We start from the raw sequence: 19,057 nt of genomic DNA, 5'->3' as shown, positions 1-19,057 counted from the left end.
GGGTACGCGAGCGATAAGGGATTGCGGGAGTTACGCCCTCGAACCGGGCGAACCGGGCGGCGGCCACGCGTCGCCCCAGTCCGCGTCCCGGGCCGCCTTGTAGAGGTCGCCGTGGCGTTTGGTGACCGTCGTCCGGGCCAGTCGTCCGTCCGTCTCGCACAGGTCGAGCAGGACCTGGCCCTTGCGGATCTGCGGGCGCCGGACCACCCGGGCCGGCGCCGGAGCGGCCGGCAGGCGGGTGGCGGCCACGTAGCTGAACTTCTCGTCCTCGTAGGCCAGCGAACCGCCCTTGACCTGGCGGTGCAGGGAGGAACGGCTGACCCGCGCGGAGAAGTGGCACCAGTCGGTGCCGGGGACGATCGGGCAGGCGGCGCTGTGCGGACAGGGGGCGGCGATCCGGAACCCGGCGGCGACCAGGCGCTCACGGGCCTCGATGATCCGGGCGTAGCCCGCCGGGGTGCCTGCCTCGACGATCACGACGGACCGGGCGGCGGTGGCGGCGGCGTCGACGAGCGCGCCGCGGGCGGCCTCGTCGAGTTCGTTGAGGACGTACGACACCGTGACGAGATCAGTGCTCTCGATGGTGAGCGCCGCTCCGATCCGGGCGCGGCGCCACTGCGCCTCCCGCAACTCGGGGCTGGCCGCGGCGATCTCGCGGCCGAGGGCCAGCGCCGGTTCGGCCCAGTCGAGGACCGTCACCGGCCGTGTCCCGGCCCAGGTGTCGCTCACCGCCCAGGTCGCCGCGCCGGTGCCGCCGCCGACGTCGACGTGGCTCTCCGGCGCCCAGCCCTGCGGCGCCGCGTCGGCGAACGCGACGAGCGCGGCCCGTACCGCCTCGAAGGTGGCCGGCATCCGGTAGGCCGCGTAGGCCACCACGTCCGCCCGGTCCCGCAGGATCGGCGCGTCGGTCGGGGTCGCCCCGCGGTAGTTGGCGATCAGCCGCTCGACGGCTCCGGCGGCCTGCTTGGGGGACAGGCCGTCGAGGAGTCCGGCGAGCGTGGCGCGGAGCCGGTCGGCCGGGGATGCGGGGTGGTTCACCCGCCGATTGTAGGGTCGCCCGGCCCGCGCCCCGGCCGGGCCCTCGCCCGTACCGGCCTCATCCTCCGGACGGGCCGAGGAACACCGATCTCGCCAGCCGGGTCGCCGCGGCCGCGCGCGGGGCGCTGTCGCCGGGACGGCGGCGGGGGTGCACGGTGTTGGCGAGCAGCACCAGGAAGGTGTCCGTCGCCCGGTCCAGCACCAGGCTGGTGCCCGTGAACCCGGTGTGCCCGGCCGCGCCGCGGCCCGCCAGTTCGCCCATGAACCAGCCCTGGTCCACGAGGAATCCGAGCCCGGGCGGGTCCAGCAGCAGGTCCACGAAGTCCGGGCCGAGGATGCGCGCCGGGCCGTAGGCGCCGCCGGCCAGCAGGGCCCGGCAGAAGACGGCCAGGTCCCGGCCGGTGGAGAACAGGCCCGCGTGCCCGGCCACCCCGCCCAGCGCCCAGGCGTTCTCGTCGTGCACGACACCGCGCAGCATCCCGCGGTCCGCCTTGGCCCAGGGCCGCCGCTGGTCCTCGGTGGCCACCGCGCCGGGGCAGGGCCCGAAGTCGGTGGCGGTCATCCCGAGCGGCCGGGTGATGCCCTCGCGGACCAGGACGTCCAGGGTGCGGCCGGTGATCCGCTCCAGGACGGCCTGGAGGAGGAGCATGTTGAGGTCCGAGTAGCGGTAGGCGCCGGGGGCGCTGGTCGGGGCCTCGGCACGCAGCAGGGCCAGCCGGGCCTCGTCGTCGGGGCAGTCGTACAGCGGCAGTTCGGGGCGCAGGCCCGAGGTGTGGGTGAGGAGCTGGCGGACGGTGACGCCGTGCGCGGCGGCCGCCCGGAAGTCCGGGAGGTAGGCGCCGACCCGGGCGTCGATGCCGAGGGTGCCGCGTTCGAGTTGCTGCACGGCGGCGACCGCGGTGAAGAGTTTGGTCAGGGAGGCCAGGTCGAAGGGGGTGTCGACGGTCATCGGGACCCGTGCGGCGCGCGGCAGTTCGACACCGGCGCCGGCCTCGGGGTCGTACGCGGACCAGCGCACCGCCCAGCCGGCCGCCTGCTGGACGGCGATCACGGGACCGCGTCCCGCGACGACCACGGTTCCGGCCGCCCAGGGCCGCTCCCCCTCGGTGAGGGCGTGCACTTCGCGCACGAGGTGCCTGAGTTCCGCGGGGTCGAGCCCGGCCCGTTCCGGTGTCTCGACGCGCAGTCTCGGTACGCTCAGCTCTCTGCTCCCTCCAACCCCGCACGTGTGTTCCCACGTGAAGTCCAGGGACGGCACATTCCCACGAAGCAGGCCAGTGCCACCAGTGCCCCCGCCAGTTGGACGACCGCCATGGGGACGGCGGTTCTCTCCCCGGCGATCCCGACGAGCGGCGAGGCGACCGCGCCCACCAGGAACGACGACGTCCCGAGCAGGGCGGACGCGGTTCCGGCGGTGTGCCGGGTGCGCAGCAGGGCGAGGGACTGGGCGTTGGGAAGGGTGAAGCCCATCGCGGACATCAGCACGAACAGGGCGGTGGCGACCGGGGCGAGACCGACCGGCCCGAAGGTCCCGGTGGACATCAGGAGCAGGGCGGTGGCGGCGAGCACGGTCACGGCCAGTCCCGCGCCGAGCACCCTGTCCAGGCTGACCCGGCCGACCAGCACCTTTCCGTTGATCTGTCCGGCGATCACCAGTCCGACCGAGTTGAGCCCGAAGAGGAGGGAGAACGTCTGCGGCGAGGCGCCGTAGATCTCCTGGACGACGAACGGCGAGGCCGATATGTAGGCGAAGAGCGCGGCGAAGGCGAAGCCGCCCGCGAGCATGTAGCCGGTGAAGGGCAGGTCGGCGAGCAGGGTCCGCATGGCACGTACGGCCGCGGCCGCTCCCCCGGCGTGCCGGTCGGCGGCGGGCAGCGTCTCCGGGAGTCTCGTCCACACCGCGACGGCGAGGACCGCGCCGACGGCCGTCAGCACGACGAACACGCCCCGCCAGTCCGTGACCCGCAGGATCTGCCCGCCGATCAGCGGGGCGACGATCGGGGCCACCCCGGAGACCAGCATCAGGGTGGAGAAGAAGCGGGCCATGGCCACGCCGTCGTACAGGTCGCGTACGACGGCTCGGGCGATGACGATGCCGGCGGCGCCCGCGAGGCCCTGGGCGAGGCGGAAGGCGACCAGCGTCTCGACGTTCGGCGCGAGGGCGCACAGGGCGGTGGCGGCGACGTAGACGGCGAGGCCGGCCAGCAGCGGGCGGCGGCGGCCCCAGCGGTCGCTCATCGGGCCGACGACGAGCTGTCCGAGGGCCATGCCGGCGAGGCAGGCGGTGAGGGTGAGCTGGACGGTGGCGGCGGGCGCGTGCAGGGAGCGGGTGACCTCGGGCAGGGACGGGAGGTACATGTCCATGGCGAGCGGAGGCGTGGCGGTGAGCGCGCCGAGGACCAGCACCAGCAGGAGGGCGCCCCGGCGTGCGGCGGGGCCGCCGGGTGCGGCGGCGTCCCCGGCGTCCGGCGCCGACGGGGCCGGACGCTCCGGTGTCTGACGCATGTCTCCCCCGCTCCTCCGGTCGCCGGCGGTCTCGCCCTGCGGATCCGCTCTTGATGAACCCCGATGTGCGCCGCCTATGCTCTCAGCTCGTACGGACTGCCGGGAAACACATGAGCGAGGGTGGGGCTGCCGGGATGGCTGAGCAGAGGGTGCGGTGGGGGATCCTGGCCACCGGCGGGATCGCGGCCGCGTTCGCGGCGGATCTGGTGGACCTGCCGGACGCGGAGATCGCGGCGGTCGCCTCGCGGTCGGCGCGGTCCGCGGAGGCGTTCGCGGAGCGGTTCGGGATCGGCCGGGCCTACGGCGACTGGGAGTCGCTGGCCCGGGACGAGGACATCGATGTCGTGTACGTCGCCACGCCGCACTCGGCGCACCGGGCGGCGGCCGGGCTGTGCCTGGAGGCCGGCCGGAACGTGCTGTGCGAGAAGGCGTTCACGATCGACCTGCGCGAGGCCGGGGAGCTGGTGGCGCTGGCGAAGGAGCACGACCGCTTCCTGATGGAGGCGATGTGGATGTACTGCAACCCGCTGGTGCGACGGCTGAAGGCGCTGGTCGGGGACGGGGCGATCGGCGAGGTGCGGACCGTGCAGGCGGACTTCGGCCTGGAGGGGCCGTTCCCGCCGGCGCACCGGCTGCGGGACCCGGCGCTGGGCGGCGGCGCGCTGCTCGATCTGGGGGTGTACCCGGTGTCGTTCGCGCACCTGCTGCTCGGCGAACCGGACGGACTGTCGGCGCGAGCGGTGCTCTCGGACGAGGGCGTCGATCTCCAGACGGGTGCCCTGCTCTCCTGGGAGAGCGGCGCTCTCGCGATGGTGCACTGCTCCATCGTCGGCGGCACCGGCACCACCGCCTCGGTCACCGGCTCCCGGGGCCGGATCGACGTCCCGGACGGCTTCTTCAACCCCGAGCGTTTCGTGCTGCACCGGGACGGCCGCGACCCCGAGGAGTTCGCCCTGGACCCGGCCGACGGCCCGCGCAACACCTTCCGCCACGAGGCCACGGAGGTCATGCGGGCGCTGCGGGCGGGCGAGAAGGAGTCCCCGCTCGTCCCGCTCGACGGCACCCTGGCCGTCATGCGGACCCTGGACACACTGCGCGCCCAGATCGGCGTCCACTACGAACGCTCCTGAAAGGGCACGAGAAACGGCGCGCGCCAACGCCCCCGCAAGGGGCGCGGGGAACTGCGCGCTCAGCCCCCACGGCCCCGCACCCGTAGACGCGCCACCCCCGCAAACGCACCGTACCCGCACAATCCTCCCCGCCCGCCCCCGGCGGAGCGCCTACGCTGCGGCACCATGGATGCCAAGCAATCGAAGACCGCGGTGGTGACCGGCGCCGGCTCCGGTATCGGCCGGGCCGTGGCGGTGGAACTGCTGCGGGCCGGCTGGTCGGTGGCGCTGGCCGGGCGCCGGCCCAGGACACTGGAGGAGACGGCGGCCCTGGCTCCCGAGGGCGCCGCTCTCGTCGTACCCGCGGACGTGACGCGCCCCGACGACGTGGCCGGGCTGTTCGCGGCGGCCGTGGCAGGGTTCCGGCGGGTGGACCTGCTGTTCAACAACGCGGGGACGTTCGGACCCGGCGGGGTGCCCGTGGAGGACCTCGCGTACGACGCGTGGCGGCACGTCGTGGACACCAACCTCAACGGGGCGTTCCTGTGCGCGCAGGCGGCGTTCCGGCAGATGAAGGAGCAGGAGCCGCGGGGCGGCCGGATCATCAACAACGGCTCGGTCTCGGCGCACACGCCCCGCCCGCGTTCCGTCGCCTACACCGCGACCAAGCACGCCCTCACCGGGCTCACCAAGTCGCTGTCCCTGGACGGGCGTCCGTACGGCATCGCGGTCGGGCAGATCGACATCGGCAACGCGGCCACCGACATGACGGCCGCGATGCGGGCCGGCGTCCTGCAGGCGAACGGGGAGGTCGCCCCGGAACCCGTGATGGACGTGGCCGACGTGGCGCGCACCGTGCGGCACATGGCCGAGCTGCCGCTGGAGGCGAACGTGCAGTTCGCGACGGTGCTGGCGACGACGATGCCGTACGTGGGCCGGGGCTGAACCGGCGTTCAGCCCGGCGTCCGGCAACCTGCACAATCGGAATTCGGACGTCCGCGGTATTGCGGCCGGTAACGCGCCTATGCTCAACTTTCCTCCACCAGAACTTCACAGTTGAAGCTCTGGTGTTCCGCCGAACCACATCGAGGGGGGAGGCGGCAGCCGTCCTGCCGGACCGGGTGGGGGTGGACCCGTGCGGGACCGCGGGTACGCACCGGTGGGCGGGACGGCTGCCGCGTGACGTCACCGCATGGGCCTGTCAGCTCACGGGGTGTCGGCTCACCGGCGGGTCAGCTCACGGGCGTGTCACCGGAACCGTCCGCGGCCGCCCGGCGCCGCCGGCGCACCGCCCAGGCTCCTCCGCCCAGCAGCGCGAGCGTTCCCGCGCCGGCGCCAGCGAACGTCCACGGTGAGGTTCCCGACGACCCCGCCGCGCCCGCCGCTCCCGTCCCCGGCGCGCCCGCGGCGCCCTTGGCCGCGGAGGGCGACGGGCTCGCGCCCGCGCCGCCCTCGCTCAGCGGGTCGACCAGCGTGCCCACCGGCTGCGCCGAACCGCCCTTCCCGAAGCCCCAGTCGAGCAGCGCCGCGGTCTCCTCGTACACCGCGTTGCTGCCGCTGTCGGGGTGCATCACGGTGACCAGCAGAGTGCGTCCGCCGCGGGTGGCACCGCCGGTGAAGGTGTTGCCCGCGTGGCTCGTGTAGCCGTTCTTGACGCCGAACAGGCCCTGGTAGACGCCGAGTCCCCAGGAGCCGGTGAGCAGGCGGTCGGTGTTCTGGATCTGGAAGGTCTTCTTGCCGCCGGCCGGGAAGTCCGCGGTCCTGGTCCCGCAGTAGCCGCGGAAGTCGGCGTCCTTCAGCCCGTGCCGGGCGAAGAGGGTCAGGTCGTAGGCGGAGGACAGCTGGCCGGGGTGGTCGAAGCCGTCGGGGCTGACCACGTGGGTGTCCAGGGCCTGCAGGTCGGCGGCCCTGGCCTGCATCTCGGCGACGGTCTTCGCGATGCCGCCGTTCATGTGGGCGAGGACGTGCACGGCGTCGTTGCCCGAGCGCAGGAAGACGCCCTGCCACAACTGCTCGACGGTGTAGGTGATGCCGGGCTTGATGCCGACCAGGCTGGAGCCCGCCGGGACGTCGGAGATGTCGCTGTCCTTGACCCGGTAGCGCTCGGCCCGGTCGAACTTCTTCAGCACGGTGTCCGCGAAGAGCATCTTCAGGGTGGAGGCGGGCGCCAGGCGCCGGTGCGCATCACGGGAGGCCAGCACCTCCCCGCTCGCGCAGTCGGCGAGCAGCCAGGCATGGGCGGTGATCTTCTTGGGGAGGCCGGTGGCACCGCGCACCTGGACGCCGCCGCGGGCGAGGCGCTCACCGCCGATCACGGTGGTCGCCGAAGCGGGTGTCGCGGCGGAGAGGGGAAGGGCGGCGGCCGTGAGCCCGAAGACGGCACGCCTGGTCAGCCGGGAGGAATCGCGCACCCCGGGACGGTACACCGAATCGAACATGGGATTCCGGGGTGGGCCCCCGCGGCACGGGAGGAATTTGCCGTCTTATGAAAGTTCGACATGACTCGGAGCATTCTCAGCTCCGGCACATCTCCTACCCAGGGTGACTCAAAGGTTTCTCCCTAGCTTGGGCAGGCGCCCACAGCGGGCGCCAAGAACCTTCGAGGAACGGGATGTTTGGCATCTATCTCAAGCGCGAGCTGGGCCGCAGGAAGAAGGCGGCCCTGGTCATCGCACTGGGTCTGGCGCTCGGAATCGCCCTCGTCATCACGGTCGGCTCCGTGTCGGCCGGCATGACGCGGGCGCAGGACAGGGTCCTCGAGTCGCTGTACGGCCTCGGCACCGACATGACGGTCACCAAGGCCCGTACGGCACCCGCCGCGGGCGGCTCGGGCGGCCGGGACTTCTCCTTCGACGCCACGTCCGGCGGCAGTTCCGCGCAGAGCTCGGACCGCGTGATGACGCAGGGCGGCCAAACCCTGAAGTCGGCGCTCGTCACCGAGGTCGCCGCGGAGAAGGGCGTCGCGAGCGCGGTCGGAGCCCTCTCCCTGAACGTCACCAGGGTCGACGGCTCCTTCACCCAGGGCACCGCGCAGAGCTCCGGCGGCGGCAGCACCGGCGGTCCGGGCGGCGGCACCGGCAGCACCGGGCGGCCGCAGGTCCAGGGCGGCGGCGCGAACTTCGACGTCAACAGCTACTCGGTCGTCGGCGTCGACGTGGCCCACCAGGGTCTCGGACCGCTGTCCGCCATGAGGATCACCTCGGGCCGGACGTTCACCTCGAAGCAGACCGGCGCCAGGGCCGCGGTGGTCAGCGCGTCGTACGCCAAGGAGAAGAAGTACACGGTCGGTTCGACCTTCAAGATCTCCGGCACCAAGGTCACCGTCATCGGCGTCGCCACCCCGGACAGCGGCGAGTCCGACACCGACGTCTTCGTCCCGCTGAAGGTGGCGCAGACCCTCGGCGACGCGAAGAACCAGGTCACCACCATCTACGTGAAGGCCACCGACTCCCAGCGGATCTCCGCCGTGAAGAAGGCGATCACGGCCGACATCTCCGGTACGACGGTCACCACCTCCGCCGACCTCGCGTCCACCGTCTCCGGTTCCCTCTCCACCGCATCCGACCTCGCGGCCGGCGTGGGCACGTGGCTGTCCGTCGCCGTCCTGGCGGCCGCCTTCCTGGTGGCGGCGCTGCTCACCTCCTCCGCCGTCTCCCGCCGGGTCCGTGAGTTCGGCACCCTGAAGGCGCTGGGCTGGCCGTCCCGGAACGTCACCCGGCAGGTCGTCGGCGAGTCCATGGTCAACGGCCTGATCGGCGGCGCCCTCGGCATCGCCCTCGGCGTCGGCGCGGCCCGGGCGGTCACCGCGATCAGCCCGACGCTGACCGCCCAGCTGGGCGGCACCGGCGGCGGACCGGGCGGCGGCGGACCCGGACGGCAGACGTCCGCGAACACCATGGAGATCGCGCTGAGCGCGCCGGTCTCCCTCACCACCATCGCGCTCGCGGTCGGCCTCGCGGTCACCGGCGGCCTGATCGCCGGCGCGATGGGCGGCTGGCGCGCCTCCCGGATGCGCCCGGCGGACGCCCTGCGCAGCGTCGCGTAGCACCGGCAGCCCCTCGGACCGGGGCGCCGCTTCCGATCCCCCCGGGACGCGGCGCCCCACCCCCGCTCACCACCCAGTGGAGAACCCATGTACCGACTCACCGGAGTCACCAAGCGCTACACCCGGGGCAAGGAGACGGTCGAGGCGCTGCGCGGCGTCGACCTGACCATCGAGGACGGCGACCAGCTCGTCGTCCAGGGCCCGACCGGCGGCGGCAAGTCCACCCTGCTCCAGATGATCGGCGGCCTGGACCGGCCGACCGAGGGCGCGGTCGAGCTGGACGGCGTCGACCTCGCGCGCGTCGGCGAGGCGAAGCTGACCCGGCTGCGGGCCGAGAAGATCGGCATCATCTTCCAGTCGTTCAACCTGATCCCGACGCTCACCGCGCAGGAGAACGTGGAGACGGCCCTGGTGCCGCTCGGGGTGAAGCCGGCCGAGCGACGCGAGCGGGCGGCCGAGGCGCTGCGCTCGGTGGGCCTGGGCGAGCGCCTCACCCACGCGCCCTCCGAACTCTCCGGCGGCCAGCAGCAGCGCGTCGCCATCGCCCGCGCGCTGGTGAAGAGGCCGAGAGTGCTGCTCGCCGACGAGCCCACCGGCAACCTCGACGAGGGCACCCGGGACGACATCATGGGCCTGCTGGAGGGCCTGTGGCACGACTACCGGCTGACCTTCGTCATCGTCACCCACGACTCCTCCATCGCCCGCCGCGCCCCGCGCCTGGCCACCATCGAGGCCGGCCGGATCACCCTCACCGAGCAGGCACCGCAACCGCGGTCGGCCCGTCAGGCCGCGGCCGACGCAAGTCCCCACGGTCACGGCCAACGGCCCTACGCACAGCAGCAGTACGGCGGCGGCCAGGGCGGCTGACCCGCCCGCGGGGCCGTTCAGCGCCCGAGCAGCCCGCCGATCTCGGCCAGCTGCCCGGCGGTGAGCGGCCCTTTCGCCATCGCCCCGGCGTTCTGCTCGGCCTGCGCGACGGACCGGAAACCGGGGACGGGCACGGTGTGCGGACCGCGGGCCCAGATCCAGCCGGTGGTGCGGTAGCTGTCCATACCCCGGGACGTCAGGAGTTGAAGTGCACCCGAGGGCAAGGGAGCCGTCAGGCCTGCCCGGTCTCGAAGCGGGAGATGCGGCCGTCGTCCTCGACCGTGAAGTCCCAGCGGGTCACCATCTCGCCCCACGAGTCGTTGCGGTAGTGGGCGAGCAGGGAGCGGCCGCCGTGGGACTCGTTGTCGACGTCGAGATGGCCGTGGGAGGAGAAGATCTCCCGGTCGATCCACTCGTCGAGGTTCCGGTCGGAGCCGTCGTCCGCCATGGTCGCGTCCGGGGTGAGCAGCCCCACCAGACGGTCGCGATCACCGGCGTTGACGGCGGTGACGAAGGCCCGCACGGCCGGGTCGCTGAGCTTGGCTGTCTTGATCGTCATGCGAGCCAGCGTCACACCGCGGCCGGGGACCCGCCACCCGAACGGCGGCGAGGGCGGGCCGCCCCGGTGGCCCGGTGCGACGGTGGAGACCCGACCGGCCCGCTGCCCGAGGAGCCCCCGTGACCTGCTGTGACCGACATGACGTGGGGCTGCTGCTGCTCCGCCTTGGAACCGGCGGGGTGCTGGCGGCGCACGGCGCGCAGAAGCTGTTCGGCTGGTTCGGCGGGGGCGGCGTCGAGGGCACCGGGCAGTTCATGGAGTCGGTCGGCTACGCGCCCGGCAGGCAGAGCGCGCTGGCGGCAGGGCTGGCGGAGGCGGGCGGCGGCACCCTGCTGGCGCTGGGCCTTGCCACCCCGGCGGCGGGGGCGGCCGCGGCCGGCGCGATGGCGGGCGCGGCGGCACTGCACGCGCCGAACGGGTTCTTCGCGGCCGAGGGCGGCTACGAGTACGCGGCGAGCCTCGGCCTGACCGCCGCCGGTCTCGCCGTCTCGGGTCCGGGCCGGCTCTCCCTGGACCACGCGGTCGGGCACGTCGTCGACCGGGGCTGGATGGTGCCGCTGGCGCTGGGAGTGACGGCGGCGGTCACGGCGACCGTGATCGGGGCCCGGAACCGGCGCCTGCGGCGCCGGCGGGAGGGCGAGCAGGAGGCGCTGTTCGGGGAGTGAGCCCCGGGCCGGGCGTGGCAGGCTACGGGTCCATGACGCAGCAGCCGACCCCGCCCGCCGACGTGTGGGCCGCCATCGACGATCTCTGGACCTGGCTGGAGGACCGCCGTACGCACGACGGCGACACCGGCCTGGTGCTGCGGATGCTGAAGCTGACCGAGGAGGTCGGCGAGGTCGCTCAGGCGGTGATCGGCGCGACCGGCCAGAATCCCCGCAAGGGTGTCAGCCACACGTGGGACGACGTGCGGGGCGAACTGTGCGACGTCGTCATCACGGCGCTGGTGGCGTTGCGGTCGCTGACCCCGGACCCGCGGGAGGTGTTCGAACGGCATCTGGCCGGCGTGACGGCACGCTCGCTGGGCCCGTCGGCGGACGGCGGCCTCCCGGAGCGCCCCGCGTCCCGGCCCGCCGACCCGGCGCCGTAGAACGGGCCGACCGGAACCGTCGCCACTACCGTGATGCCGCATGAGACGTTCCCTGCCCCTGGACGCCGTGCCCCGTCTCGTCGCCGCCGCGGCCGTCGGCGCGGTGGTCGGCGTAGTGGTGGCGCTGGCGGCCGACGGAGCGCTCGGCGCGCTGGCGGCGATCGCCGCCATGGAGCTGTGCTTCGTCGTGACCGGCTGGGCGGTGCTGTGGCCGATGGACGCCGCGGCCACCCACCGCAACGCGCGGCGCGAGGACTTCCGGCCCGGGACCGAGGAACCGGTGGTGGTCGCGGTGGCCCTGTGCGCGCTGGCCGCCATCGTGCTGCTGCTCCTGCACGGCAGGTCCGACCCCGGTCACGTGGCGGCGGCGACCGCCCTGTGCGGCGTCTTCACGGCCTGGGCGGCGCTGCACCTGATGTACGCCGCCCGCTACGCCTACGTGTACTACGAGTCGGCGGGCGGGATCGACTTCAACTCGGACGACCCGCCCGCCTACCGGGACTTCTTCTACTTCAGCTACAACCTCGGGATGACCTACCAGGTCTCCGACACCGACGTGTCGAGCTCGGCGATCCGCGCCGTCGTGCTGCGGCACACGCTGCTGTCCTACGTCTTCGGCACCGGCATCCTCGCCACCGCGATCAACCTCGTCGTCGGCATCGTCAGCGGCTGACGGCGCGGCGTGAGCCGCTGCGGCCTGGGTAGGAAGCAGGCGTCGCGCCGACGGGCGCCGCGGGAGAGCAGGGGTGGGCATGATGCCGGAGCAGGTGGCCGGGAGCGTGGTGGACGCGGTCGTCGTGTACGACGGGCGGGTGCTGCTGGTGGACGGGGGCGGCGGCTGGGTGCTGCCGTCGGGCGTTCCCGAGCAGGCCGAGTCGGCGACGGCCACCGCGGCCCGCGTGGTGTACGAGCTGACCGGTTACCTCGTCGACGGGTCGTCGGTGCTGCGCCCGGCGGTGGACACGGCCGCGCCGGACGCGCGCTCCTTCGTGGTGTGCCAGCTGCTGTCCGAGAGCCCGTCCTCGGAGGCCAGGTTCGGCCCGGAGCAGGTCCGCTGGTCCCCGTTCGCGGAGGCCATCGGTGCCGGGGTGCCCGGACCCGTACGGGTCTACCTGGAGGGCCACACACCGGTGTAGCGGGCTCAGTGGGAGCGTTCGACGCCGCCCTGCTCTGCGCCTCGATCATGGCCTGCCGTACCTGCGGTGCGGTGTCCGCGTCGAGGAGGACGCGCACGGACAGGGCCGGCGCCAGGTCGCCGGCGAGCACGGTGAGGCCGAGGGCGGTGCGGGGACGGTCCGGGAACAAGTCCCGGTAGGCGTAGTACCGGATCCGCTTGCCGCCGCGCAGGGACAGCTCCCTCAGCAGCGCAGGCACTCCGGGGTGAGCCTGCCGGACGAGGGTGCGTCGAGGGCGCCGCCCAGGGAGTCGAAGGACTCGGTGAAGAGCCGCTCGAAGGCCCGGCCGCGGTCGGCGAGGCGGTCGACCAGCGCACCCACGCCCTGCGGCCCGCCCACCTCGCGGTCGCGGCGGGCGCCGACGACGAACGAGCGATGCCGGGCGGCGTAGGGGCTCCGGTGCCCGTGGGCTCCCCTCGCGTGCCCTGACCGGCGTGCCTAGCATGGCAGAGGAGGCCGCCGGGTCCGGCGGTGCTCCCTCGACGGTGAAGGGCGAGAGCCGTGAGCACCTCCCACGACGAGCAGAAGAGGCTGGGGCAGGGCACCGGGGAGGAGATCGAGCCTCGGGTGGGGCCGGCGCCGGAGGGGGAGCCGTTCTTCCACCCGTACCATCACCCGGCCGCCGGCTGGGGCGCCGCCAAGAGCGTCACGAAGTTCCTCGTGCGGGAACGGGCGCTGGACGGACCCCGGGCGATCATGAAGATGAACCATGAGAACGGCGGCTTCGACTGCCCCGGATGCGCGTGGCCCGACGACACCAAGGGACTGCGGCTCGACCTCTGCGAGAACGGGGTCAAGCACGTCACCTGGGAGATGACCCACAAGCGGGTCGGGCGCGACTTCTTCGCCGCGCACTCGGTGGGCGAGCTGTTCGAGTGGAGCGACTTCGCGCTGGAGGACCAGGGCCGGCTGACCGAGCCGATGGTGTACGACGCCGAGTCCGACCACTACGTGCCGATCAGCTGGCGTGACGCGTTCGCCCTGATCGGGCGGTCGCTGCGGGAGCTGGACGACCCGAACCAGGCGTCCTTCTACACCTCCGGCCGGCTCGGCAACGAGGCCACCTTCCTCTACCAGCTGCTCGCCCGCGAGCTGGGCACCAACAACCTTCCCGACTGCTCCAACATGTGCCACGAGGCCAGCGGACGCGCCCTCGCCGCCTCGCTGGGCACCGGCAAGGGGACCGTCGACCTCAAGGACTGGGACGCCACCGACGCGCTGTTCGTGATCGGGGTGAACGCGGCGTCCAACGCGCCCCGGATGCTGACGGCGCTGGCCGACGCCTACCGGCGCGGCGCACAGATCGTGCACGTCAACCCGCTGATCGAGGCGGCCTCGCGGCGCACGATCATCCCGCACGACTTCGTGGACATGGCGACCTTGCACGCGACCCGTACGGGCACCCTGAACCTCCAGGTGCGGATCGGCGGCGACATGGCGCTGCTGCGGGGCATCGCCAAGGCGGTCCTCGACCAGTCCAGGTCCGACCCCAAGGCGCTGGACCAGGAGTTCATCGACCGGTACACGACCGGGTTCGAGGAGTACCGCACGGTGTGCGAGGCCACGCCGTGGGAGGAGATCGAACGGCAGTCGGCGATCAGCCGGGCCGACATCCTGCACGCGGCGCGGATCTACCGGGAGGCCGACCGTTCCATCGTCAGCTGGTGCCTGGGCGTGAGCCAGCACGAGCACGGCGTGGACACCGTGCGGGAGATCGTCAACCTGCTCCTGCTGCGCGGCAACCTCGGGCGCGAGGGCGCCGGCCCCTCGCCGGTGCGCGGGCACAGCAACGTCCAGGGCAACCGCACCTGCGGCATCGACCACCGGCCCGAACCGGCGTTCCTGGACCGGCTGGGCGAGGTCTGCCGCATCACCCCGCCCCGCGCGCACGGCCTGGACACCGTCGGCACGATCGCGGCGATGCGGCGCGGTGACGTCAAGGTGTTCGTCGGCATGGGCGGCAACTTCGCGCTGGCGGCGCCGGACACCCGCGCCACCTACGAGGCCCTGCGCGCCTGCGACCTCACCGTCCAGGTGAGCACCAAGCTGAACCGGAGCCACCTGGTGCACGGCCGGCACGCGCTGATCCTCCCGTGCCTGGGCCGCACCGAGAAGGACCACCAGCGGTGCGGCATCCAGTCCACCTCGGTGGAGGACTCGATGAGCATGGTGCACCTGTCGGTGGGCATGAAGAAGCCCGCCTCCTCGCACCTGCTCTCCGAGCCCGCCGTCATCGCCGGGATCGCCCGGGCGGCGCTCCCCGACTCCACCACGCCGTGGGCCTGGTACGTCGAGGACTACGACCGTATCCGCGACACGATGGCGCAGGTCCTGGACGGCTTCGAGGACTTCAACCGCCGGGTCCGCCTCCCGCTCGGCTTCCGCATCCGCCAGCCGGCCCGCGAACTGGTCTTCCGGACGCCGTCCGGGCTCGCCGAGTTCTCCTCGGCGCCGCTGCCGGACGTCGTCCCGCCGCCCGGCACCCTGGCCCTGGGCACCATGCGCTCCCACGACCAGTGGAACACCACGATCTACTCCGACAACGACCGCTACCGCGGGGTCAAGAACCTCCGCACCCTGGTCTTCATGAACCCCTCCGACATGCGGGAGCGCAGCATCGAGGAGTTCGACCCGGTCGACATCACCAGCACCGCCAAGGACGGCAGCACCCGCACCCTGAACGGCTACCTGGCCATCCCCTACGACCTCCCCCGGGGCTGTGCGGCCGGCTACATGCCGGAGATGAACGTGCTGATCGCCCTGTGCGACTACAGCGAACAGAGCGACCAGCCGCTGATGAAGCACATCCGGGCGACGATCAGCAGGTCGGCCGAAGCGGCCGGCTCCTGAGGGCGGTCAGCGCGGGGCGGTCACCGCAGGGCGGTCAGCGCAGGCCCGCGAACAGGTCGTCCTCGGGAAGGCCGGCGCCGGTGGTGTCCCGCACACGCAGGAACGTCTCGACGCCCATCAGGTCGGTGAACTTCTCCTTGCCCATGCGCAGGAAGAAGATGTTCTCGCCCTGGCTGGCGTGCGCGGCCAGCGAGTCGAACTTCTGGCCGCCGAACCCGGTGGTGTCCACCCAGGTGGTGATCTCGTCGTCCGGGAGGCCGATCTCGGCGAGCGCGGCGGCCTCGGCGGGATCCGGCTCGGGCATCTCCTCGCCGAACTCGCGCAGGGCCTCCCCGAACCGCTGCATCGCCGAGCGGGGCATCGTCGTCCAGTAGACCTTGGGGGTCGTCCCGGAGCCGGACGCGTCGGACTCGGAGTCGGCGTCGGCTTCGGTCATCGCGAGCGCGGCCATCGTGATGCGGTTGGCCTGGATGTGGTCGGGGTGCCCGTAGAAGCCGTTCTCGTCGTAGGTGACGACGACGTCGGGCCGGTAGTGGCGGATGAGTTCCGCGAGCCGCACGGCGCCCTCCTCCACCGGCGTGCGCCAGAACGCCCCGGGAGCGTCGTTCGAGTCCCAGCCCATCATCCCGGAGTCGCCGTACCCCAGCATCTCCAGGTCACTGATCTTCAGGATCTCGCAGCTGGCCTCCAGCTCCTGCCGCCGGATCGCGGCGACGGCCGCCGGGTCGTGCCCGGGCTCCCCGGGCTTGACACCTCCCGGCCCGTCACCGCAGGCACCGTCGGTACAGGTCACCAGGACCGTGCGCATCCCTTCCGCCGCGTACCGCGCCAGCACACCGCCCGTGCTCGTGGCCTCGTCGTCGGGGTGGGCGTGCACGGCCATGAGCGTCAAGGGCCGGTCGTTCATGAAACAGTCCTCCTGCTGGGGAAATCCTCGGTCCGAGTCCACGGCGGGCACCCGGTCGGGCACCCGCGCAGGGCGGACTCCCGAGCACACCGATTCTCACCGCACGGGCGGCACCGTCTCCTCCACGGGTCCAACGGTCCCGCCCGGCCGGACTGTTCCCGCGGCGCGCCGGATCACCACGAGTGCGCCACGTCCACCACGAGATGGCCGCCCGTCTGGAAGACCCGGAACGGCAGCCGGGCACGGACCCCGGGCCCGGCCTGGGTGTAGCCCTCGGAGCCGCCGGTGACCTTGAACTCCCGGAAGGTCCGGTACCCGGTGACGTCGACGGACGGCAGCGCCGGGTAGGGCTGCCCGGTGGCCGGGTCGTACCGCGGCGCGAACAGCGAGACCTCCAGGACGGCCCCGCCCTTGACCGGTATTACCGCGTCGCTCGGGTCCTGGTGGAGCACGTCGACGTACCGCACCGTGTACCCGAACGGGTCGTCCGCGGCGCCCTGGGCGTCGAAGACCAGCCGGTCGAAGCACTCGTGCTGCCCGGCCCGCACGCCGGTCAGCCGCCGCCCGGCATCGGCGTCACCGCTCTTCTCGAGACTCCCCCACGTCACGGCGCAGTCCACGGCCGCCGCCGGCGCGGCCGCCGCCGGAACCGTCCCGGCCAGCAGCCCGCCGCCCGCCAGCATGACCGCGACCAGCGCGCTGTTCGTCCGTCGCCTTGTCCGTCGCATGACTACCCCCCTGGTAGCTCGCGCAGGTGTGTGTCTTCTCAGACCCGCGGCCCACCGGAAGGTTGTGCGTCCCGCCCCGGTCCATCGCGGCACGGCAGCCCCCTCGCCCCCGCCCGTCCCGCGGGACCGCTCTCGCCCCTACGGCTTGCGCGCGAGCCCACCGTGCTCGGCGACGACCGCCGGGATTCCCGAGCCCGGCTCCGGCCGCCACTCGGTCACGGAGACGACTCCGGGCTCGACGAGCTCCAGCCCGTCGAAGAAGGCGGTGATCTCGCCGACGGTCCGCAGGTTGTACGGGACGGCGCCGCTGGCGTTGTAGGCGTCCTGGGCCCGCTCGAACACGGGGTCGACGCCGCGCGACCCGTCGTTCACGGACAGGTGGCTGCCCGAGGGCAGGGCCGCCATCAGCCGCGTGACGACGGACCGCGCCCGGTCGAGGTCGGCGATGTGCCCCAGGATGTTGCTGAGGATCAGCGCGGTGGGACGCCCGAGGTCCAGCGTCCGCGCGGCGGCCTCCAGGATGCGCTCCGGCTCCGCCACGTCGGCGTCGACGTAGGCGGTCGCGCCCTCGTCGGTGGAGGTCAGCAGCGCACGGGCGTGGGCGAGCACCATCGGGTCGTTGTCGACGTAGCCGACGCGCGTGATCAACGTACCGCCCGGGTGAACGGCGTCAGGTGCGTCGCTTTCGCGCTGCTCGGCCAGACTGGCCTCCGGCCCCGCTCCGTTCTTCCGTGACGTGCTGGCCGAGTTGGGCTGGGAGCCGAACGCCACCACCCCTACTGTGCAGGCGGCCTGGCAAGCCGCCCTGGACCGTGTGTACGCCCACGAGCACACGCCCGTACCGTACTTCGGCGCCATCCTCAAACATGCCGGACGGCCCCACGTCCTGCGCCCCATCGAACTGGGCCAGGTCCGCAAGACCGAACAGGCCCGCACGTTCGCGGCGTACAGCGCTACCAGCACCACGGACCCGAAGGAAAGAACATGAGACCGAACCGCCGCCGTGCAGCAATAGCCATTGCCGCCATCGCAGCCGTTGCCGCTCTCTCCGGCGCAGCGGGCGCATTGGCCGGCGCCTACTTCCTCGGGACGGGTCCCGTCGGCGCTCAGGGCCCTGCGGGACCGGAAGGGCCCCAGGGACCTCAGGGCGAGCAGGGACCGCAAGGCGAGCGCGGTGCCAAGGGTGAACAGGGAGCGCCCGGCGCCTCCGCCGAGCCGGCCACCCTGCAGCTGCCGGACGCAAGCACACTGGGCTCAGACCTTTCCAGCGGGCTGCTCCTCAGCTCCGGCACGTGCCCGGCAGGAACCTCGCACTGGGACACCATCTACGTCGGGCGCGATTCCGTCCTCGGATCACCGGGCGAGGTCGACACGCGCGCGATGACCCTCTGCAAGATCTTCTGAGCGCCTGACACGCGCCGCCTGGACCTCCATCACGAGCGGCACGGATGGGGTTCTCCGACTGCGAGTGGGCTCGAACCATCACCGACCGCACTCAGCCCCGCGCCGGGAACCTGTCACTCGCCGCAGCAGGGCGAGCCGAGCGAACCGACGCCGGACCTCCAGGCCGCCTGCGGCACGGTGGTCCGCGTCGGGCAGTACGAGACGCTCACCTGTGTCCTCGCGGGCCGTGCGCCAGTCGGTCGGGACCCGCTGACAACGCTCCCCGCAGCCGTGCACACCCTCCAGGCCCGTGGGCATGAACTCCTGCTCATCGAGGCGCTGACCGCCTCGTGAGGCCGGACCTCGTACGCCTGCGGAGATGACGGCCTGGGGCGGTCTTGAGTTCTGACTCCGCCCGGAGCCCTGGGAGTTGGCAAGATCCGGTGTCCGAGCTGTGCGCTAGGCTTGCCATTCGCTGCGCCCCTTCCCGGAGGGTACTCGGCGGAGCCGCGGTCCAGTCCGCTGGTCGTGAGTGACGGATGGTGAATCCACCACGTGGACCTCACTCAGGTGAGGGCGGATGCCCGGTAGGGCGATCCCTGCCATTCCGAACTCACAACCTGGAGTGGCCCTTCATGGAACCGGTCGAGTACAAGCCTGCGCGTCGTCCCTGGATCCGCGAGATCCTGGTCGGCGCCGCCGCCGGAGTCGTCTCCAACCTTGTGCTGGAGGCGCTGGCGGCGGCAGCACACCTGCTCGTCTGAGGCAGGCATGTGGCGGGCCCGGCGAGCCCGCCACTCC

At 72.9% G+C, this 19,057-nt stretch carries 21 protein-coding genes and 1 pseudogene; 12 read left to right on the top strand and 10 right to left on the bottom strand.

The window, feature by feature from the left end:
• Positions 1-30 precede the first annotated feature (30 nt).
• The 3 genes from ACIRQ9_RS06830 to ACIRQ9_RS06820 are packed head-to-tail and all read right to left on the bottom strand — an operon-like array spanning position 31 to position 3,543.
• Entirely contained in the window at positions 31-1,038 is a 1,008-nt protein-coding gene (locus ACIRQ9_RS06830; RefSeq protein ID WP_404167894.1) for a small ribosomal subunit Rsm22 family protein, read from the bottom strand.
• Between the two features lie 58 nt (positions 1,039-1,096).
• Complete coding sequence (locus tag ACIRQ9_RS06825; RefSeq protein ID WP_404167892.1) at positions 1,097-2,296, bottom strand: serine hydrolase domain-containing protein; 1,200 nt, start codon at positions 2,294-2,296, stop codon at positions 1,097-1,099.
• Complete coding sequence (locus tag ACIRQ9_RS06820) at positions 2,236-3,543, bottom strand: multidrug effflux MFS transporter (RefSeq protein ID WP_404167890.1); 1,308 nt, start codon at positions 3,541-3,543, stop codon at positions 2,236-2,238. The genes ACIRQ9_RS06825 and ACIRQ9_RS06820 overlap by 61 nt, the downstream gene beginning before the upstream one ends.
• Before the next feature lie 134 nt (positions 3,544-3,677).
• On the opposite strand from ACIRQ9_RS06820, the gene ACIRQ9_RS06815 reads away from it, so the two are divergent.
• Together ACIRQ9_RS06815 and ACIRQ9_RS06810 are read left to right on the top strand one after the other, a co-directional pair.
• Positions 3,678-4,673 carry a Gfo/Idh/MocA family protein gene (locus tag ACIRQ9_RS06815; protein WP_404167888.1) on the top strand — a complete coding sequence of 332 codons (996 nt, stop codon included), beginning with the start codon at positions 3,678-3,680 and terminating at the stop codon, positions 4,671-4,673.
• Positions 4,674-4,838: 165 nt separating this feature from the next.
• Positions 4,839-5,597 carry an SDR family oxidoreductase gene (locus ACIRQ9_RS06810; protein ID WP_404167886.1) on the top strand — a complete coding sequence of 253 codons (759 nt, stop codon included), beginning with the start codon at positions 4,839-4,841 and terminating at the stop codon, positions 5,595-5,597.
• Positions 5,598-5,884: 287 nt separating this feature from the next.
• Here the strand turns inward: ACIRQ9_RS06810 and ACIRQ9_RS06805 are convergent, their stop codons facing one another.
• Positions 5,885-7,090 (bottom strand): D-alanyl-D-alanine carboxypeptidase family protein, encoded by a 1,206-nt coding sequence (locus ACIRQ9_RS06805; RefSeq protein ID WP_404167884.1) that lies wholly within the window; start codon positions 7,088-7,090, stop codon positions 5,885-5,887.
• Positions 7,091-7,263: 173 nt separating this feature from the next.
• Here ACIRQ9_RS06805 and ACIRQ9_RS06800 point away from each other — a divergent pair, with 173 nt between their 5' ends.
• The gene (locus tag ACIRQ9_RS06800; protein ID WP_404167882.1) at positions 7,264-8,697 is read left to right on the top strand and encodes an ABC transporter permease; all 1,434 of its coding nucleotides are present in this window, start codon (positions 7,264-7,266) and stop codon (positions 8,695-8,697) included.
• Between the two features lie 87 nt (positions 8,698-8,784).
• Positions 8,785-9,564 (top strand): ABC transporter ATP-binding protein, encoded by a 780-nt coding sequence (locus ACIRQ9_RS06795; RefSeq protein WP_404167880.1) that lies wholly within the window; start codon positions 8,785-8,787, stop codon positions 9,562-9,564.
• Between the two features lie 17 nt (positions 9,565-9,581).
• Here the strand turns inward: ACIRQ9_RS06795 and ACIRQ9_RS06790 are convergent, their stop codons facing one another.
• Together ACIRQ9_RS06790 and ACIRQ9_RS06785 are read right to left on the bottom strand one after the other, a co-directional pair.
• Positions 9,582-9,749 (bottom strand): hypothetical protein, encoded by a 168-nt coding sequence (locus ACIRQ9_RS06790; RefSeq protein WP_404167878.1) that lies wholly within the window; start codon positions 9,747-9,749, stop codon positions 9,582-9,584.
• A 47-nt stretch (positions 9,750-9,796) separates the two neighbouring features.
• Positions 9,797-10,123 carry a nuclear transport factor 2 family protein gene (locus tag ACIRQ9_RS06785; RefSeq protein WP_404167876.1) on the bottom strand — a complete coding sequence of 109 codons (327 nt, stop codon included), beginning with the start codon at positions 10,121-10,123 and terminating at the stop codon, positions 9,797-9,799.
• 119 nt (positions 10,124-10,242) lie between these two features.
• On the opposite strand from ACIRQ9_RS06785, the gene ACIRQ9_RS06780 reads away from it, so the two are divergent.
• From ACIRQ9_RS06780 to ACIRQ9_RS06765, 4 genes are all read left to right on the top strand, one after another.
• On the top strand, positions 10,243-10,788 hold the full coding sequence (locus ACIRQ9_RS06780; protein WP_404167874.1) for a DoxX family protein: 546 nt from the start codon (positions 10,243-10,245) through the stop codon (positions 10,786-10,788).
• 32 nt (positions 10,789-10,820) lie between these two features.
• On the top strand, positions 10,821-11,213 hold the full coding sequence (locus tag ACIRQ9_RS06775) for a MazG-like family protein (RefSeq protein WP_404167872.1): 393 nt from the start codon (positions 10,821-10,823) through the stop codon (positions 11,211-11,213).
• 40 nt (positions 11,214-11,253) lie between these two features.
• On the top strand, positions 11,254-11,886 hold the full coding sequence (locus tag ACIRQ9_RS06770; RefSeq protein ID WP_404167870.1) for a DUF1345 domain-containing protein: 633 nt from the start codon (positions 11,254-11,256) through the stop codon (positions 11,884-11,886).
• A 79-nt stretch (positions 11,887-11,965) separates the two neighbouring features.
• A complete protein-coding gene (locus ACIRQ9_RS06765; protein ID WP_404167868.1) occupies positions 11,966-12,349 on the top strand; it encodes an NUDIX hydrolase in 384 nt (127 codons plus the stop codon).
• A gap of 222 nt (positions 12,350-12,571) precedes the next feature.
• Here ACIRQ9_RS06765 and ACIRQ9_RS06760 read toward each other — a convergent pair whose 3' ends face one another.
• Positions 12,572-12,709, bottom strand: coding sequence for a hypothetical protein (locus ACIRQ9_RS06760; protein WP_404167866.1), 138 nt, complete (start codon positions 12,707-12,709; stop codon positions 12,572-12,574).
• Between the two features lie 234 nt (positions 12,710-12,943).
• Here ACIRQ9_RS06760 and ACIRQ9_RS06755 point away from each other — a divergent pair, with 234 nt between their 5' ends.
• On the top strand, positions 12,944-15,238 hold the full coding sequence (locus ACIRQ9_RS06755) for an FdhF/YdeP family oxidoreductase (protein ID WP_404168212.1): 2,295 nt from the start codon (positions 12,944-12,946) through the stop codon (positions 15,236-15,238).
• A gap of 34 nt (positions 15,239-15,272) precedes the next feature.
• Here the strand turns inward: ACIRQ9_RS06755 and ACIRQ9_RS06750 are convergent, their stop codons facing one another.
• From ACIRQ9_RS06750 to ACIRQ9_RS06740, 3 genes and pseudogenes are all read right to left on the bottom strand, one after another.
• On the bottom strand, positions 15,273-16,145 hold the full coding sequence (locus tag ACIRQ9_RS06750; RefSeq protein WP_404167864.1) for a PIG-L family deacetylase: 873 nt from the start codon (positions 16,143-16,145) through the stop codon (positions 15,273-15,275).
• Positions 16,146-16,318: 173 nt separating this feature from the next.
• On the bottom strand, positions 16,319-16,828 hold the full coding sequence (locus ACIRQ9_RS06745) for a hypothetical protein (protein WP_404168210.1): 510 nt from the start codon (positions 16,826-16,828) through the stop codon (positions 16,319-16,321).
• Between the two features lie 183 nt (positions 16,829-17,011).
• Positions 17,012-17,515, bottom strand: a pseudogene (locus tag ACIRQ9_RS06740) (SAM-dependent methyltransferase); the annotation flags it as partial.
• 94 nt (positions 17,516-17,609) lie between these two features.
• On the opposite strand from ACIRQ9_RS06740, the gene ACIRQ9_RS06735 reads away from it, so the two are divergent.
• The 3 genes from ACIRQ9_RS06735 (at position 17,610) to ACIRQ9_RS06725 (ending at position 19,020) form a co-directional block, all read left to right on the top strand.
• Positions 17,610-17,861, top strand: a complete 252-nt coding sequence (locus ACIRQ9_RS06735) for a hypothetical protein (RefSeq protein ID WP_404167862.1) — start codon at positions 17,610-17,612, stop codon at positions 17,859-17,861.
• A complete protein-coding gene (locus ACIRQ9_RS06730) occupies positions 17,858-18,277 on the top strand; it encodes a hypothetical protein (RefSeq protein WP_404167860.1) in 420 nt (139 codons plus the stop codon). The genes ACIRQ9_RS06735 and ACIRQ9_RS06730 overlap by 4 nt, the downstream gene beginning before the upstream one ends.
• Positions 18,278-18,891: 614 nt before the next feature.
• Positions 18,892-19,020 (top strand): DUF6408 family protein, encoded by a 129-nt coding sequence (locus ACIRQ9_RS06725; protein ID WP_229914734.1) that lies wholly within the window; start codon positions 18,892-18,894, stop codon positions 19,018-19,020.
• The last annotated feature ends 37 nt before the right edge of the window (positions 19,021-19,057 follow it).

It is taken from the genome of Streptomyces sp. NPDC101237, from assembly GCF_044767465.1.
In the GTDB taxonomy this organism is placed as follows: domain Bacteria; phylum Actinomycetota; class Actinomycetes; order Streptomycetales; family Streptomycetaceae; genus Streptomyces; species Streptomyces gramineus.
This window is presented reverse-complemented; position numbering and strand designations above follow the sequence as displayed.

Excerpts from the sequence above, each read along its gene's own strand:
- ACIRQ9_RS06775 (WP_404167872.1), top strand. The coding sequence starts at position 10,821 with ATGACGCAGCAGCCGACCCCGCCCGCCGACGTGTGGGCCGCCATCGAC.
- ACIRQ9_RS06770 (WP_404167870.1), top strand. The coding sequence starts at position 11,254 with ATGAGACGTTCCCTGCCCCTGGACGCCGTGCCCCGTCTCGTCGCCGCC.
- ACIRQ9_RS06750 (WP_404167864.1), bottom strand. The coding sequence starts at position 16,145 with ATGAACGACCGGCCCTTGACGCTCATGGCCGTGCACGCCCACCCCGAC.
- ACIRQ9_RS06820 (WP_404167890.1), bottom strand. The coding sequence starts at position 3,543 with ATGCGTCAGACACCGGAGCGTCCGGCCCCGTCGGCGCCGGACGCCGGG.
- ACIRQ9_RS06730 (WP_404167860.1), top strand. The coding sequence starts at position 17,858 with ATGAGACCGAACCGCCGCCGTGCAGCAATAGCCATTGCCGCCATCGCA.
- ACIRQ9_RS06805 (WP_404167884.1), bottom strand. The coding sequence starts at position 7,090 with ATGTTCGATTCGGTGTACCGTCCCGGGGTGCGCGATTCCTCCCGGCTG.
- ACIRQ9_RS06785 (WP_404167876.1), bottom strand. The coding sequence starts at position 10,123 with ATGACGATCAAGACAGCCAAGCTCAGCGACCCGGCCGTGCGGGCCTTC.
- ACIRQ9_RS06745 (WP_404168210.1), bottom strand. The coding sequence starts at position 16,828 with ATGCTGGCGGGCGGCGGGCTGCTGGCCGGGACGGTTCCGGCGGCGGCC.
- ACIRQ9_RS06725 (WP_229914734.1), top strand. The coding sequence starts at position 18,892 with ATGGAACCGGTCGAGTACAAGCCTGCGCGTCGTCCCTGGATCCGCGAG.
- ACIRQ9_RS06795 (WP_404167880.1), top strand. The coding sequence starts at position 8,785 with ATGTACCGACTCACCGGAGTCACCAAGCGCTACACCCGGGGCAAGGAG.
- ACIRQ9_RS06800 (WP_404167882.1), top strand. The coding sequence starts at position 7,264 with ATGTTTGGCATCTATCTCAAGCGCGAGCTGGGCCGCAGGAAGAAGGCG.
- ACIRQ9_RS06810 (WP_404167886.1), top strand. The coding sequence starts at position 4,839 with ATGGATGCCAAGCAATCGAAGACCGCGGTGGTGACCGGCGCCGGCTCC.
- ACIRQ9_RS06815 (WP_404167888.1), top strand. The coding sequence starts at position 3,678 with ATGGCTGAGCAGAGGGTGCGGTGGGGGATCCTGGCCACCGGCGGGATC.
- ACIRQ9_RS06765 (WP_404167868.1), top strand. The coding sequence starts at position 11,966 with ATGATGCCGGAGCAGGTGGCCGGGAGCGTGGTGGACGCGGTCGTCGTG.
- ACIRQ9_RS06790 (WP_404167878.1), bottom strand. The coding sequence starts at position 9,749 with ATGGACAGCTACCGCACCACCGGCTGGATCTGGGCCCGCGGTCCGCAC.